Here is a 15,718-nt window from a genome sequence, read left to right as displayed (position 1 = left end):
GTCCGTTGCCGGCCAGTTAGATCAGGGTACTGGTCCGCTTTCTGTCTGTTGCTGAAACAGCGAGGGGTCAATCAGGCGGTAATCGGGCAGCATCACGTGCTCTGCTTCATCCTCGGTAACCAGGGATGAGGGCAGCTGGGCATCGGGACCTGCAGAAAACAGGAACTGGCCCTGCATCAGTTGCCGATCCGGATCAATCACGCCCCAGTCCACAATATAGTAGGCTGCTTCCGGCAAGGTCGGCAGCGGCCAGATGAAAACACGATTGGCTACCGGGTCATAACGGAATTTGATGTCTATATTTTTGTAATCGGGCGTTTTTACCGTCAGTTTGACCAATGTGACAAAGTCGCTGAAACGCAGTATCAGGTCATTGGGGGCGCTCGCGAGCACAGCGTCGTGATCGGGAATGTGATCGATTTCCACATCGCCAGTATAACGATAGGTATGCGAGAAATGCTGGGCGGAGGCGGCGCCGGCTGTAGCCATAAGCAAAACGCCTAGAAGCAGCGCTGGAAGGGTGAATCGTGGAGGCATGGTCACTGTTGTTATTATCCTGTCACTGACGTAAATCGACTTCCGCTTTATACCATGTCAGCATTTTTTGGTGCAGGTCGCTACTGGCGGATTTTGCAGTAAATACAGCAGATTTCAAAAATCCGTCAGCTATTTTTCTGAATCAGCAAGACGGCCCTGTAAATTCGTGCTCCAATAAGCTGGTCGCAATAGCAACAACAATAAACAACCAAGGAGGTGTCCCGTGAGGATACTGCGTTCCCCCGGCAAGGGTTTCACCACCCGTCAGTCGCTGCGTCTGCTGGCCGCTGCCTGTTTTGCCACCTTACCGATCTCCCTCAGCCATGCTCAGTCCAATGATGAGCAAGTCACATTCCACAAGGACATTGCCCCTATTTTGCAGCGCAGCTGTCAAAACTGTCACCGTCCGGCGGGTGTTGCCCCCATGTCACTGGTGAGCTACGAAGAAGTGGTGCCATGGGCGGGCCTGATTGAATACCGCACTCAGCTGCGCGATCGCGCTGGTGCCATGCCGCCGTGGTATGCCGAGAAAGATGTCGGTATTCAGCACTACAAACAGGATCCGTCACTGAGTGACGAAGAACTGGCAAAGATTTCTGCCTGGGCGCGCGGCGGTGTACCGGAAGGTAATCCGGCGGATGCCCCAGAGCCCATCGATTTCGGCAGCGGTGCAACCTGGACGGCTGGCGAGCCTGATCTGATCATTCGCACCGAAGACATTTTTGTAGAAGGTGGGGCACCGGACTGGTGGGGTGATATCCCCTCCGTACCGACTGGCCTGACTGAAGACCGTTACGTCAAATCCGTCGAAATTCGCGAAATCAATGACGTTGATACCGCAGCTGCAGGCGGCACAGTGGGCGCACGTAACATTGTGCACCACATGATCTGGAGTACCCAGGTATTCAATGAAGACGGCAGTTCTGATGGCCGTCAGGTGTCCTGGCCGGTGCATGAAATTGCCCGTAACCCCGACATCTTCGACGAAGATTCAGGCCGCCTGCTGCGTGCCAATTCACACCTGGTTTCCAACTCGGTGCACCTGCACTCCACGGGGGTTGATACCACTGGCCATCTGGAAATCGGCTTCCGCTTCCACCCTGAGGGTTATGAGCCCAAGTATCCGCCCGCCATTCTGGGTCTGGGTAACGGTGTAGATATTTCCATCACCGGTAATCAGGATCAGCAGGAACTGCATGCCTATGCGGTGCTGAATCAGCCCACCAAGATCGTAACCTTTGAGCCGCACCTGCATGCACCGGGCGAACGTATGTGCCTGGAAGCAATCTGGGGCTATACGGTGGAAACGTTGTCCTGCGTGGGTTACGACCACAACTGGGTCCGCGGTTACACCTTTGAGTCGGACGCAGCACCTCTGCTGCCGGAAGGCACAGTGCTGCACATTGTTGGCTACATGAACAACACTGATACCAACCCTAACGTGCCGGATTCACGTAACTGGCAGGGTTCCGGCAACCGCTCGGTGACCAATATGTTCATCGATCTGGGTATGCGGGTTGCGCTGACTGAGGATCAATTCTACGAAGAAATGACCAACCGTCGCCGCGAGCTGCAGCTTGGGCCAAATGACCACCAGATTGGCTGCCCGCTGTGTCTGGCGCCACTGGTAGCACCAATTGAGCCAACTGAAGAAGAAAAAGCAGAGATGTCAGAAGCGATGATCAACTATCTGACGCTGACAGAAGAAGAAAAACAACGAATTGGCCTGACTGGCGATGCCATGATGGTTAGTCAGACGGAGGAAAACTGATGTTCGCACGTGCTTTAACAAAACGAGTGACGGCGGGTGCCGTGGCAGTGCTCGGTGTGGTGATGGTGCTGGCCACGTTGCCAGCCCAGGCCCAGACTTACTTCAGAGGCCAGCATATCGAGCCAGCCTATGAAGGCTGGGAGCAAAACCCCGATGGCAGCTATAACTTCATCTTCGGTTATCACAACGAAAACTGGGAAGAAGAACTGGATATCCAGGTCGGAGAAAACAATTTCTTCTCGCCAGGTGATGCCGACCGTGGTCAGCCCACGCACTTTCTGCCGCGTCGCAACCGCTTCACCTTCAAGGTGCAGGTACCGGCTGACTGGGGTGACAAGGAGCTGACGTGGACCATTACTGCCAATGGTGAAACCCGCACAGCTTATGCCACGCTGGCTAAAGACTACGTGATCGACAGCGTGGTGATAGCCTCCGAAACCGGTTCTCTCGGTGCGGGTACCAGTACCCCGGAGTCGCGTGCCAATACGCCACCCGTGGTCAGTGTGATCGGTGATACGGTGCGCAATGTGCGCGTCGGCGAGCCGCTGTTGCTGCGTACCGAGGTGAAGGACGATGGTCTGCCGAAACAGGGTATTGCGGGTGCGAGTTTCTATGACTTGAGCACTCGTACCGCGACCAGCGAGATTCGCCGCTTCATGCGCGCACCCTCGCGCATCACCGTGGGTAAAGTGAACGGTCTTTACCTGTCATGGAATGTGTATCGTGGTGACGAAGAATCTGGCGACGGCAACGTTGAGTTCTACCCGCCGCAGGTTAAACCCTGGGAAGACACGCGAGCCAGTGCCAATTCACCCTGGGGAGCCTACTGGACACCGCCACCCTATCCGGAAGACGGTATCTATGAAACCTCAGTGACCTTTGACAAGCCCGGTCAGTATATTCTCTGGGCGCGTGCTGATGATGGTGGTCTCTATCATGATCAGTACATCACGGTGAACGTCAATCCCTGAGGCCTGACGTCCGCTGGATTGAAGCCAGGCTTCCCGAAGGGAGCCTGGCTTTTTTAATGCTTCGGCAGCATCGCCGTAGCGGGCTTGCATAAATGAATGAGCTCATTTATTGTCATGACCTCTTTCAGCCCGGATGACGGGTACTTCCAGACACGGCACGGCAGGCAAATCCCACGATGTCATGGTTACACACAGCCAGTAGTTTTCTGGCCATTTCGCAACTGGTGTTTCTAGCCTGTCTGTATTCAGTCTATTTTCCCCGCAGGCTGATCTCCCGTCTTATCGTGCTCTTCAGTATCTGTATCACGGCCTACATCCTGGTGCGGTCGGACGTTGATTGGCCACTGGCGGTACGCCTGCTGCTGACCATTCTGGCAACCCTGGCGCCGGCGGTGCTGTGGGTGATTGCCCGTTGTCTGTTTGAAGACCAGCGGCGTGTTCACCCGGGTGTGGCAGCCATGATCATCTTCTATATGGTCATCCGCACGATTGGGCTGCTGTCCTACGGTGGCAGTGTGCCCCAGGACAGTACCTTCCTTTATCTGCTGTACTTTTATATTCCTCAATGGATCATGCTGTTCCTCGCCTGCCACGTAGTCTATATGGCATGCCGGGGTCGCGAAGGTGATCTGGTGGAGTCGCGTCGTCAGGTGCGGGTGCCCTTTGCCATCGGCATGGGTACCATCGTCGGGGTGATCATTGGTTCGGGATTTTTTCAGTTCGGCGGGCCGCAGCTGGATACCCTGTATTTCATGGTGATCTTTGGATTGATCCTGTTTGTGAACCTGGCCATGTTCAGACTGCAGAATGATGCGCCGCAGCTGATCCAGACGGCCATTGAACAGCCCCGGATTGCAGCGTCCACTGTCCCCACTGGCACCGTATCACGACATGATCAGCAGCTGATCGACCGCGTTTTGACGGCGATGCGGCAGGAGCGTCTGTACGCCGAGCCAGGACTGACCATTGGTGACCTGGCCGCCAAGGTTTCCCTGCAGGAATACCGTCTGCGTCGGCTGATCAATCAGGCAATGCACTTCAGAAATTTTAATCAGTTCCTGAACCAGTACCGCATTGAAGAGGCCGCCCGCCGGCTTCGAGATCCTGAGGAGGAGCATATTCCCATATCCAGCATCGCGCTTGATGTGGGTTATGTCTCATTGTCTTCGTTCAACAAGGCGTTCAAAGAGACTCATGGTGTGACGCCGTCGGTATGGCGCACACAAACTGACGCACAGCACTTTGCCAGTGGCGGGCAAGGGGAGTAAAATCCCTGTACAACAAGACTTGCCTCATACGGTGTGTTGAGACCTGAATCAGTCGGGCTCCCTGATCACCGTGTCCTGATTCTCCCGATTGCTGGAACATACGCTGAACATGACCGATTCAAGCCTTATTGATGATACGCCTGCGCTGAAATCCTGGCGCCGAATTGCACTGATAACCATTTGTGCCGTCTATTTTCTGATTCTAGTCGGAGCGACGGTCCGCGCATCCGGTGCCGGAATGGGCTGCCCAGACTGGCCAACCTGTTTCGGAAGCTGGATTCCTCCAGTCAGCGAATCGCAGCTGCCAGCCAACTACCAGGAAATCTATGCCGATCGCGGCTACGCTGAGACCCGCTTCAATCCAGTCAAAACCTGGACCGAGTATGTCAACCGCCTGGTCGGCGTCAGTATTGGTCTGTTCATCCTGATCACCGCTGTGAAGTCAATCGGGCTTCGGCGACACGATCGCTGGATCACGATTGCGTCGGTAGCCGCGCTGTTGATGGTGATCTACCAGGGCTGGCTGGGCTCGCGGGTAGTGGCGTCCAACCTGCAGCCAGGCATGATTACCGTGCATATGTTAATGGCGCTGGCAATCGTTGGTGTGTTGCTGTTTGCACTGGCGCGCTCAAGGCGTGGCATTGTGGCTGCGCGCTCAATTGACGGGCTGGACCGACGCTTCAAGCCATGGCTCTATGCCGTCATGGCCATGACCGTTGTGCAGATCACGATGGGTATTCAGATTCGGGAATTAATGGACTATCTGAACCATGTCCAGGGTGCTGACCGCTCGACATGGATATCCGCACAGCAGTGGGTATTTTATGTGCACCGCTCCTTCTCGGCCGTAGTCCTGTTCTCCAATGTCTGGCTGGTGTGGCTGGCTTACCGTTCGCTGGGCCTGCATCACTCCATTACGAGACTGGCTGGCGGCGTGCTGGCAGTGATCGGACTAGCGGTCATCTCTGGTGCGACCCTGGGTCATCTGGGAATGCCGGCCCTGGTTCAACCCCTGCATCTGCTCAGTGCCTCACTTATTTTTGGCCTGCAGTTTCTGTTATGGATGGATTACCGACACGCAACAGGACAGCAATCCGGCGGCGGCCATCAGGCAGCCATCGCGTGATTCGCTGGCTGGCGGCGGCGCTGCTGCTTACCAGTGGCTGTGCCGGCTATCCGGCGTCGCTTGACCGTGACACGCTGGATGCGCAACAACAGGCGCTGCTTGACTCGGATACCTATGCCTATGAATGGCTATTGGTAGACGAACCACAGGCCGTGGCGGTGCTGGTGCATGGTCTGAATCTGCAGCCTGACGCGATGGACGATATTGCCGCTGCGCTGCTGGACGCAAATATCAATGTGCTCAGCGTTTCTCTGAGCGGTCATGCCGATGAGCTGGATGCGCAGGGCCGTCTGGTGCAGTTTCGCGAGGCGGACTTTTCTGTCTGGCAGGGCGAGGTTCGCAGGGCGGTCCGTGAGGCGAATCAGGTAGCTGTAGAACAGTCACTGCCGCTCTATGTGGTCGGGTTTTCGCTGGGTGGATTGCTGGCAGCTGATTATCAGGCACACTTCGCTGAACAGGACGGCGCAGGTCCGCAAAAAATGGTGCTGTTTGCGCCAGCTATCAGTCTGCGCTGGTCTTCCTATCTGCTTTACCCATTGCAGCCTTTTCCGGACGTGGTGCTGCCCAGCACATCGCCAGATGAGTACCGCGCCAATGATTTTGCACCGGTGTCAGCCTATCTTGCCCTTTATCGCGGCATTGAAGCATTTAATGCATCGATAACCGATACATTGAACATGCCTGTGCTGCTATTCATGCACTCACGCGATGAGCTGGTATCAGACAATGGCATACGTGAATTCATCAACACGCATCAGTTGAGTCAGTGGCAGTATGTCGATGTTGAAAAAAGCGAAGATGCGGCCAGTGTGCTGAATCATCTGATCATCGGGCCGCACTCGCTGGGGCAGGAGGCCTGGCAGAACGTCCGCCAGACCATGCTTGATTTTCTGCAGCCCTGATCAGTTCTTGATGAACTTGAGGGTCATGCGGTCACTTTCACCGATACGGACGTTACGCGCACGCGTTTCATCGTCCAGTCCGCGCAGGTTCGGTGGCAGCATCCACACACCGTTGGGGTGATCCTTGGGATCGTTTGGATTGGCATTAATCTCCGAGCGGCCAGCCAGGGTGAATCCATGTGCAGTCATCAGGTCGATCAATTGCTGTTCGTGAATATAGCCATTGCCCGGAATGGCAGCCTGGTCAGCTGGCCAGCGGTGATCGACGATGCCAACTACACCGCCCGGTTTCAGTGCCGCATGCCACGCCATGACAACATTGTCTGCGCCCATGCCAAGCCAGTTGTGGGCATTTCTGAAATCCACGATCGCGTCAACTGTGCCAGCTGGCGCGATTGCGGACTGTGACTGGGTGAGTTGTTGGGATATCTCGATATCACCGTACAGCTCCGGGTTGCTGTCGACCAGGCGCGCAAATGCGGCGTTGGAGCCCGTCATCCAGCCTTGTTCAGGGTTGTCACTGCGATCATAGGTGGCGGCAATCAGCTTGCCATTCTCTTTCAGATAGGGCGCGAGTATTTCGGTATACCAGCCGCCGCCTGGCCAGGCTTCGATAACAGTGTGGTGTGGCTCGATACCAAAGAATGTCAGTGTGTCGTATGGGCTGCGATAGACATCGCGAGCCTTGTTGAGGTCAGATCTGTGGTCGCCGTGAATGGCAGCCAGCAGTGGGCCATTGTGCTGGGCGGCGGCCTGTCCGATGGCCAGAACGCCGGCCAGCATCAAAGCTGAGCAGGCGAGCGTTTTTCTAATTGCTGTTTTCATTGCGTAATGCTCCGCAGAGTGTGAATACCGAGCGAAAGAGATTACCCCAGAATTGCCAGCGGTAACAGTGCAGTGATTGCCAGCCAGGCGATCAGTGAGCCCAGCGCTGCACCGGCGATTACGTCAGAAATGAAATGCACCTTAAGCATGACCCGGGACAGTCCTACCAGAGCAGCCCAGCCATACATGAACAGGCCTGCCAGGGGGAAGAAGAAACTGACCAGCGCAGCCATCATGAAGGCCGCTGTGGTGTGCCCGGAAGGGAAACTGAACTCATCGGACGGATTAAGTGCTGGTGCCATCGCCTTAACAACCCGGAACGGCCGACGGCGTTTGAACGCGTTCTTGAGCACCCAGTAAATAGGCAATTCAATCAGGAAGCCAATCAGACCAGCAATCAGGAACCCAGTGCCTGCTTCTGGAAACAGCCAGGGCAAACATATGCCAAGCGCAAGATACAGATACCCGTCACCGCTGAATGAGATGGCGCGAATCAGTCGTTCCACCCGGGCGTGACGGTGTACACTGTTTAGTGCGAGGAAAAGGCGGGCATCCATGTCAGCCAGACGTTGCAAAGCATTGACGGTTCGGTTGTTCATAACGGCTACCCCGTTTGTCTGCACGCGGGCAGTTTGGCAGCGCTTTACGACAGCTGCATGTCCTGCGCATGACATTTCGTTGACAATCAATGGTTTTGCTAACGGCGGCTGATCCGACACATTTAATTATCCCCATCATGGAAAATGAGGCGTTAATGAAGACACACAGTGATGAAAAAACAGTCGTTAATCCGTTGATCAGTGCAGGGCAGCTGGAATCACTGCTGTCCAGCGAAGGGGTTTTTGTCATTGACTGTCGGTTCCAGCTGGAGGATGTCAGCTATGGCCGGAGGGCCTACCAGGAAGGTCACATTCCGGGAGCGGTATTTCTGGACCTGGATGAGGACCTGTCGTCGGCAATCGTGCCCGGCGAGACAGGCCGCCATCCGCTGCCAGATCCGGCAGTACTGGAAGCCAGGCTTCGAGAACTGGGCATGCGCAACAGCGATCATGTCGTGGTCTACGACGACAGCTCTTCCCTGCATGCCGCGCGAGCCTGGTGGCTGCTGGTGTGGCTCGGACATTCAAAGGTACAGGTGCTTGACGGTGGTCTTGCAGCCTGGCGAAACCAGGGCGGCAAGACCACAGCTTCCATGACGGTCAAAGCCTGGCCGGGCAATTTTGTTGCGCAGCCTGTGGCAGATATGTGGGTTTCGTCTGGTGAGGTCCTGAAGCATCTGGACACGCCAAAATGGCAATTGATTGATGCGCGCGCTGAACCGAGGTTTCGGGGAGAGCACGAACCGATTGATCCGGTAGCGGGGCATATTCCCGGTGCAATCTGCCTGCCGTGTTCCGGGAATGTCGATGAACAGGGATATTTTCTGCCTGCTGCTGAACTGGCGAAGCGCTTTGCTGCGCTGGAGTCAAACGGCGAACTGGTGGCGTATTGCGGTTCAGGCGTGACGGCCTGCCACAATATTCTGGCGGCAGCGATAGCCGGGCTGGAGATGCCGCGGCTCTACGCTGGTTCCTGGAGCGAGTGGATTACAGATCCGTCGCGGCCCGTCGCAAAAGTCTGATTGCCGATACGCTTGACGTCCGGTGAGCTGTCTCAGGCAAGCTTGCTGGCCGGGCGTCGCGCATTGATCCATAAGGAAAAGGCAATAATGGAACCGCCCAGGAACAGCGGCAGCAAAGGTTCATCCCGGCCCCAGATGGCAAGATTGACCAACAAGCCTGCTGGCACCAGTGCGTTGTTCATGATGCCCAGCGTGCCGGCGTCGACCTGACAGCCACCCCGGTTCCACAGATACATGCCGATGCCGGACGCACCCACGCCCAGCCAGGCAAGAATGCCCCAGTGCAACGATGTAGACGGCAGCATCTCGGTATTGCCGAAAATCAGGAAAGAGGGCAGAGCAATGATCAGTGCACCGATAAAAAAGTGACCAAAAGTGCGCCAGGGTTTCAGTACCAATGGGAACGCCTGCATCAAATGCTTGTAACCCACCTGGCCAGCAGCAAAAGTGAGGTTCGACACCTGCAACAGCAGGAAACCAGTCAGATAGTCTTCACTCAGACCGTCATAACGAATCACGCCGGCGCCCAGTGTTGCAACCGCTGCGGCCAACAGCGCAACAGGTGAAAAGCGGCGATTCAGGGCATCATCGATCAGCGTCACGTACAGGGGCGTGAAGATTGTAAACAGCAGCACTTCCGGCACTGTCAGGAAGCTGAATGATCGATACAGCAACAGGTAAGTGATGCCAAACTGCAGGGCGCCACACAACATGAGTCCACCGATCAGCCGGCCGGGGACCCCGCGCCAGACCGTCAGCGGCAGGAACATCAGCGCGGCGAGGGTCACGCGCGTCAGGACCGCAAAATCGTTGTCGACGTTGCCGCTCAGAAACTCGCCAATCAGGCTGAATGAGAACGCCCAAAAGACGGTGACAAATAACAATAAGCCCATATCAGATTCATCAGATGCGAAAAAGTGGCAAAGCGTAGCACATAAGCGGGTTGCAGGTTTGTTTAATGGCGGCGAATAGGCGAAAATACGCGCCTTTTCAAAGTCGCAGATACACGTTATGGCACAAGACCAGTTAGCGCGGGAAATCGCTACCCGTCGCACCTTCGCGATCATTTCGCACCCGGACGCCGGTAAAACCACGATTACCGAAAAGCTGCTGCTGTTCGGACGTCTGATTCAGACAGCCGGGTCGGTGAAGGGCAAGCGCAATGAAAAACATGCGACCTCTGACTGGATGGCCATGGAGCAGCAGCGGGGCATCTCTGTGACCTCGTCGGTAATGCAGTTTCCCTATAACGACGCTGTTGTGAACCTGCTTGACACGCCTGGCCACGAAGATTTCTCGGAAGATACTTACCGCGTATTGACTGCCGTAGACTCGGCGCTGATGGTGGTGGATGGCGCAAAAGGCGTCGAGGAAAGGACCATCAAGCTGATGGAAGTCTGTCGTCTGCGGGACACGCCCATCTTTACCTTCGTAAACAAACTGGACCGAGACACGCGAGATCCGATTGAAGTGCTGGATGAGATTGAGACAGTGCTTAATATCCAGTGTGCACCGATCTATTGGCCACTGGGCAATGGTAAGGGCTTCAAGGGTATTTACAACCTCTATACCGACACCCTTCATGTTTATCATCACGGGCAGGGCGATCGTATTCCTGACGATGTGAGAATCGAAGGGCTGCGCAGTGCCGAGGCCAAGGCTCTGCTGGGTGCCTACGCCGACGATTTCGCTGACGAGATTGAACTGGTGCGCGGCGCCAGTCATGAATTTGATCTCGAGGAATACCTGGCCGGTCGCATGACGCCGGTGTTTTTCGGTACGGCACTGGGCAACTTCGGCGTTCGCGAGCTGCTCGACGATTTTGTGAAATGGGCGCCATCGCCCAGGGCCCGTGGCACCGACAGCCGCGAAGTGTCGCCGGTTGAACCCCAGTTCAGTGCCTTTGTATTCAAGATCCAGGCGAACATGGACCCAAACCACCGTGACCGTGTTGCCTTTCTGCGCATCTGCTCCGGCAAATACAGCAAGGGCATGAAGCTGCAGCACTGCCGCCTTGGCAAAGATGTGCGTATCAGTGATGCCGTGACCTTCAAAGCTGGAGAGCGCGAACAGGCAGAGCATGCCGTGTCTGGTGACATCATCGGTTTTCACAATCACGGCACGATTCAGATTGGTGACACCTTTACCGAAGGCGAGCTGCTGCAGTTCACCGGTATCCCGCACTTTGCACCGGAACTGTTCCGACGCATCCGACTGAAGGATCCGCTGAAGACCAAACAGTTGCAAAAGGGTCTGCGGCAGTTGTCAGAAGAAGGCTCGGTCCAGGTATTCATGCCAGAGCGCAACAATGACCTGATCGTTGGCGCGGTCGGTGTGCTGCAGTTCGAAGTGGTTGCCTATCGATTGAAGGATGAATACAAGGTGGACTGCATCTACGAGCCGGTGAACATTTACAGTGCGCGCTGGGTGGAATGCGACGATCCGAAGAAGTTCGAGGAGTTCAAGAAGAAGGCCTACGAAAACCTGGCAGTAGATGGCGGCGATCACCTGACCTATCTGCCGCCGACGCGGGTGAACCTGAGCCTGATGGAAGAACGCTGGCCCGACGTCCGCTTCCGCGCCACCCGTGAGCACGCTGCCGGACCATCGTCGTAGCTTTCGGAAAGGCTTCGGAGCTTCGTAGCCCGCGTCGCGCTGACGGTTGCTGCATCCTGGACGCGCCCGTGAACCCTTCCCTGGGGGGCTCGTCGTCGGACATCCTGTCCGCCGGCGGTCCAGGCTGTCAGCATCCGCCATCCCGCCGCTGACCGAGTGCCGCGCGGGTCGATATGACATCGTCAGCGACGCACGGTGTCCAGAAACGACGCGAAGAGCGTCAAGCGCCAACGATGGCGCCGGTTACGTACTGTTTGACACCACAGCCGCCAGCTTGCCGTTAGTGGAATCGCCGACCGTGGGCAGCGATGATTTTCGGCCTTCCCAAGGCGTGCGATCAGCGACTGGGAGCCATTGAGTTATTGAAATGGCACTAGGTCAGCGGCGCGGGATGTCCGGGGACGACGTGAGGAGCGTCGAGCGCCAGGGACGGCGCGAGGCGAGCCCTACAGGGACGTATTCACGGGCGTCTCCGAACGGCAGCTCCGGACAGCGCGCGACGCGGTCTACGGAGTTATATAACGTACAAATCAATAGACAAGCCGGATGCCGGCACTGAGAGAACGATGGAATTCAAGGTACACCACACAGACGGCCACGCCCGCCGCGGTACGCTCAGCTTTCCGCGCGGTGATGTGCAGACACCGGCCTTTATGCCCGTTGGCACCTACGGCACCGTCAAAGGCATGACTCCCCAGCAGATCCTCGACACCGGCGCCGAGATAATCCTGGGCAACACCTTCCATCTGATGCTGCGTCCCGGCACTGAGATCATCCGTAAACACGGCGACCTGCATGATTTTGGTGGCTGGCAAAAACCCATACTGACCGACTCCGGCGGGTTCCAGGTGTTCAGCCTGGGCGAGATGCGCAAGATTACCGAAGAGGGCGTGACCTTCCGCTCGCCCGTGGACGGCGCCAAAGTGTTTCTCGGCCCTGAGACCGCCATCCAGGTGCAGCATGAGCTGGGTTCAGACATCATCATGATTTTTGACGAATGCACACCCTATCCGGCCACAGAGCAGGAGGCCGAGGCATCGATGCAGCTAAGCCTGCGCTGGGCGCAGCGCTGCAAGGTGGCGCATGGCGATCACCCGTCGGCACTGTTTGGAATTGTTCAGGGCGGTATGTACGAACATCTGCGTCAACAGTCCCTGGACGCGTTGGTGGCCATGGATTTTGATGGTTACGCTATCGGTGGACTGTCTGTGGGGGAACCCAAGGATGAGATGATCAAGGTGCTCGATTATGTCGGCCACCGTTTGCCAGAGCACAAGCCCCGTTACCTGATGGGGGTCGGTACGCCGGCAGATCTGGTTGAGGGTGTGCGGCGCGGTATCGACATGTTTGACTGTGTAATGCCGACCCGTAATGCCCGCAACGCCCATCTGTTCACCAGTCAGGGCCTGCTGAAGCTGCGCAATGCCCGCTTTAAAGACGATGTCCGGCCATTGGACCCCAACTGTGACTGCTACACCTGTCAGAATTTCAGTCGGGCCTACCTGCATCATCTCGACAAGTGCAAGGAAATGCTGGGTGCCCAGCTCAATACCATCCATAATCTGCACTACTACCAACACTTGATGCAGGGTTTGCGTCAGGCATTGGAACAGGGTAGATTTACCGCCTTTGCTGAAGAGTTCTACCAGGATCAGGCCAGGTTGCAGGACGAACCTGAGGCCTGATATTGCATGGCTTGTAACTGCGCCCCGTTGCATCGGTCATACAGATGTCAATGGTGGGATCTGAACAGGCCTTGCCATTTAATCGTTATATAATATTGATACAACACAGACATTATTTGAGAGAGACGCACTATGGACTTTTTTATCAGTACCGCACATGCCCAGCAAGCAGCAGCCCCGCAGGGTGGTGCCATGTTCAACCTGCTGTTTATCGGCGGCATGTTTGTGCTGTTTTACCTGATTCTGTGGCGTCCACAGGCCAAGCGGGCCAAAGAACATCGCGAGCTGGTCAGCAACCTTGGCAAAGGTGACGAAGTGCTGACCAGCGGTGGCATCCTGGGCAAAGTCACTAAAGTGACAGACGATTACATTGCTGTAGAAGTGGCTGATGGCGTCGAGCTGAATCTGCAGAAGTCAGCAGTAGCGGCAGCTCTGCCCAAAGGCACGATCAAGTCGATCGGATGAGTCAGCGAACACAAGCGGCTGGCTTCGGCCAGCCGCGCTGTAACAGGTTCTAAGCATGCTTAACAAATTTCCACTCTGGAAGAACATCCTGGTTGCCACGGTGGTGGCGCTAGGTCTGATTTACGCCTCCCCCAATCTGTTTCCGGACGATCCGGCGCTGCAGATATCTCACGAGAACCGCGAAGTTACCGATATCGACCTGGGTATGGCTACTGATGCCCTGCGTGCGGCGGGCATTGAATATTTCGGTGACGAGCTGACTGATCTGGGTGGCCTGATTCGCTTTTACAGCCTGGATGATCAATTGCGTGCCAAGTCGGCAATCGAGCAGAACCTCGAGGGTGATTACATTGTAGCGTTGAACCTGGCGCCAACGACCCCGGGTTTCCTTCAGGCAGTGGGTGCTGGCAAGATGAACCTTGGTCTCGACCTGCAGGGCGGCGTGCACTTCCTGATGGAAGTCGACATGGAGACCGCGCAAAGACGGCGCATGGAAAATACCATGAACTCCATTCGCCAGGAGCTGCGTAACGAGCGTATCCGCTCACGCAATCTGTCGCTGGAAAACATCAATCTGATTGAGGCTCGCTTTGAGGATGAAGAGTCACGCAGTCAGGCACGAACCCTGATCCGCGAGAACTTTGCCGATCTGCAGGTCATCGCCAGAGAGCAGGGCGGAGATTACCTGCTGGAGATGTCGCTGACAGCTGAAGATCTGGACCAGATGCGTCAGGACACCGTCACCGCCAACCAGACCAGTATCCGCAATCGTGTTGACTCGCTGGGTGTCGCTGAACCCGTGGTGCAGCAACAGGGCCCCAATCGAATCGTTGTGGAATTGCCCGGTGTTCAGGATACCGCGCAGGCCAAACGCATTCTGCAGCGGATCGCTACGCTGCAGTTCCACCTTGAGGCAGAGCCGGGTGCGCCCACTACCTCTTACGAGACCTACGAATACCAGGGACAGCGGGTCAATGTGGACAATACCGTCATTCTGCAGGGTGACCGCATCAGCAATGTGCGTTCAGCGCTTGACCAGTATGGTCAGCCGCAGGTTGTCATCAATCTGGATGCGCAGGGCGGCCAACAGTTTAACCGCGTCACCCGGGAGAACATCGGCAACCTGATGGATATCCTGTTGATTGAGACTCGTACGCGGACGGTATTCGAAGAAGACGCCGACGGCAATGTGGTTGAGCGTCAGGAGACCTATGAAGAGCGTCGTCTGATCAGCCATGCGGTGATTCGTGCTGCGCTTGGCCGCGAGTTTGTCATTACCGGTCTCAGCCAGCAGGAGGCAAATGACCTGTCGCTGCTGATTCGCTCTGGGGCGCTGGCGGCACCGATGTACTTCATTGAAGAGCGTACCGTTGGGCCGAGCCTTGGTGCAGAAAATATCGAGCAGGGCAGTCGCGCCGTGATGCTCGGCTACCTGCTGGTGCTGTCGTTCATGCTCTATTATTACCGTCTGTTCGGTCTGGCGGCGAATATTGCCCTGGTCATCAACGTGGTGCTGCTGGTATCGATCATGTCGATTATTTCAGCCACGCTCACCTTGCCGGGCATCTTCGGTATTGTATTGACGATCGGTATGGCGGTTGACGCCAACGTACTGATCTTTACCAGGATACGGGAAGAGATTGTCTCCGGCCTGTCGCCACAGAACGCCATTTCTGCCGGTTTCGACCGGGCATTTTCCACCATTGTGGACGCCAACCTGACCACATTCCTGGTGGCCATGGTGTTGTTCTCGGTGGGTACTGGTCCCGTCAAGGGCTTTGCCGTGACCCTGATGGTCGGCATCATGACCTCGATGTTCTCGGCGATCATGGTGACACGTTTCATCGTCAACCTGATGTATGGCGGCCGCAAGGTCGACAAACTGTCCATCGGCCCATTCATCAAGGCAGCTGAGGCGCAGGGGTAAGCAC

General features: G+C 56.2%; 14 protein-coding genes. 10 read left to right on the top strand and 4 right to left on the bottom strand.

What is annotated here, in order from left to right:
- Positions 1-21: 21 nt before the first annotated feature.
- A complete protein-coding gene (locus QGM61_RS07540) occupies positions 22-489 on the bottom strand; it encodes a copper resistance protein CopC (protein ID WP_281132528.1) in 468 nt (155 codons plus the stop codon).
- 271 nt (positions 490-760) lie between these two features.
- On the opposite strand from QGM61_RS07540, the gene QGM61_RS07535 reads away from it, so the two are divergent.
- The 5 genes from QGM61_RS07535 (at position 761) to QGM61_RS07515 (ending at position 6,575) form a co-directional block, all read left to right on the top strand.
- A complete protein-coding gene (locus tag QGM61_RS07535) occupies positions 761-2,308 on the top strand; it encodes a c-type cytochrome (protein WP_281132527.1) in 1,548 nt (515 codons plus the stop codon).
- Positions 2,308-3,279: a hypothetical protein gene (locus tag QGM61_RS07530; protein ID WP_281132526.1), complete on the top strand. Its 972-nt coding sequence runs from the start codon at positions 2,308-2,310 to the stop codon at positions 3,277-3,279. Before QGM61_RS07535 ends, QGM61_RS07530 begins: the two co-directional genes overlap by 1 nt.
- A 176-nt stretch (positions 3,280-3,455) precedes the next feature.
- Entirely contained in the window at positions 3,456-4,547 is a 1,092-nt protein-coding gene (locus QGM61_RS07525; protein WP_281132525.1) for a helix-turn-helix domain-containing protein, read from the top strand.
- A 109-nt stretch (positions 4,548-4,656) separates the two neighbouring features.
- The gene (locus QGM61_RS07520) at positions 4,657-5,673 is read left to right on the top strand and encodes a COX15/CtaA family protein (protein WP_281132524.1); all 1,017 of its coding nucleotides are present in this window, start codon (positions 4,657-4,659) and stop codon (positions 5,671-5,673) included.
- The gene (locus QGM61_RS07515; protein ID WP_281132523.1) at positions 5,670-6,575 is read left to right on the top strand and encodes an alpha/beta hydrolase; all 906 of its coding nucleotides are present in this window, start codon (positions 5,670-5,672) and stop codon (positions 6,573-6,575) included. Before QGM61_RS07520 ends, QGM61_RS07515 begins: the two co-directional genes overlap by 4 nt.
- Here QGM61_RS07515 and QGM61_RS07510 read toward each other — a convergent pair whose 3' ends face one another.
- Complete coding sequence (locus QGM61_RS07510; protein ID WP_281132522.1) at positions 6,576-7,400, bottom strand: class I SAM-dependent methyltransferase; 825 nt, start codon at positions 7,398-7,400, stop codon at positions 6,576-6,578. It abuts the gene before it with no gap.
- A gap of 41 nt (positions 7,401-7,441) precedes the next feature.
- The gene (locus tag QGM61_RS07505) at positions 7,442-7,999 is read right to left on the bottom strand and encodes a phosphatase PAP2 family protein (protein ID WP_281132521.1); all 558 of its coding nucleotides are present in this window, start codon (positions 7,997-7,999) and stop codon (positions 7,442-7,444) included.
- 155 nt (positions 8,000-8,154) lie between these two features.
- Here QGM61_RS07505 and QGM61_RS07500 point away from each other — a divergent pair, with 155 nt between their 5' ends.
- A complete protein-coding gene (locus QGM61_RS07500; RefSeq protein ID WP_281132520.1) occupies positions 8,155-9,021 on the top strand; it encodes a sulfurtransferase in 867 nt (288 codons plus the stop codon).
- Between the two features lie 32 nt (positions 9,022-9,053).
- On the opposite strand, the gene QGM61_RS07495 is transcribed toward QGM61_RS07500, so the two are convergent.
- A complete protein-coding gene (locus QGM61_RS07495; protein ID WP_237133573.1) occupies positions 9,054-9,914 on the bottom strand; it encodes an EamA family transporter in 861 nt (286 codons plus the stop codon).
- 118 nt (positions 9,915-10,032) lie between these two features.
- On the opposite strand from QGM61_RS07495, the gene QGM61_RS07490 reads away from it, so the two are divergent.
- The 4 genes from QGM61_RS07490 (at position 10,033) to secD (ending at position 15,714) form a co-directional block, all read left to right on the top strand.
- Positions 10,033-11,637 carry a peptide chain release factor 3 gene (locus tag QGM61_RS07490; RefSeq protein WP_281132519.1) on the top strand — a complete coding sequence of 535 codons (1,605 nt, stop codon included), beginning with the start codon at positions 10,033-10,035 and terminating at the stop codon, positions 11,635-11,637.
- Between the two features lie 566 nt (positions 11,638-12,203).
- Positions 12,204-13,322, top strand: coding sequence for a tRNA guanosine(34) transglycosylase Tgt (tgt, locus tag QGM61_RS07485; protein WP_281132518.1), 1,119 nt, complete (start codon positions 12,204-12,206; stop codon positions 13,320-13,322).
- Positions 13,323-13,454: 132 nt separating this feature from the next.
- Complete coding sequence (gene yajC, locus QGM61_RS07480; protein WP_281132517.1) at positions 13,455-13,787, top strand: preprotein translocase subunit YajC; 333 nt, start codon at positions 13,455-13,457, stop codon at positions 13,785-13,787.
- Positions 13,788-13,842: 55 nt separating this feature from the next.
- Entirely contained in the window at positions 13,843-15,714 is a 1,872-nt protein-coding gene (gene secD, locus QGM61_RS07475) for a protein translocase subunit SecD (RefSeq protein WP_281132516.1), read from the top strand.
- Positions 15,715-15,718: the final 4 nt, after the last annotated feature.

Origin of the sequence: Pseudohongiella sp. SYSU M77423 (genome assembly GCF_029911965.1) — a bacterium.
In the GTDB taxonomy this organism is placed as follows: Bacteria; Pseudomonadota; Gammaproteobacteria; order Pseudomonadales; family Pseudohongiellaceae; genus Pseudohongiella.
The sequence above is the reverse complement of the archived record's forward strand: the minus strand, read 5'-3'. Positions and strand labels throughout refer to the sequence as shown.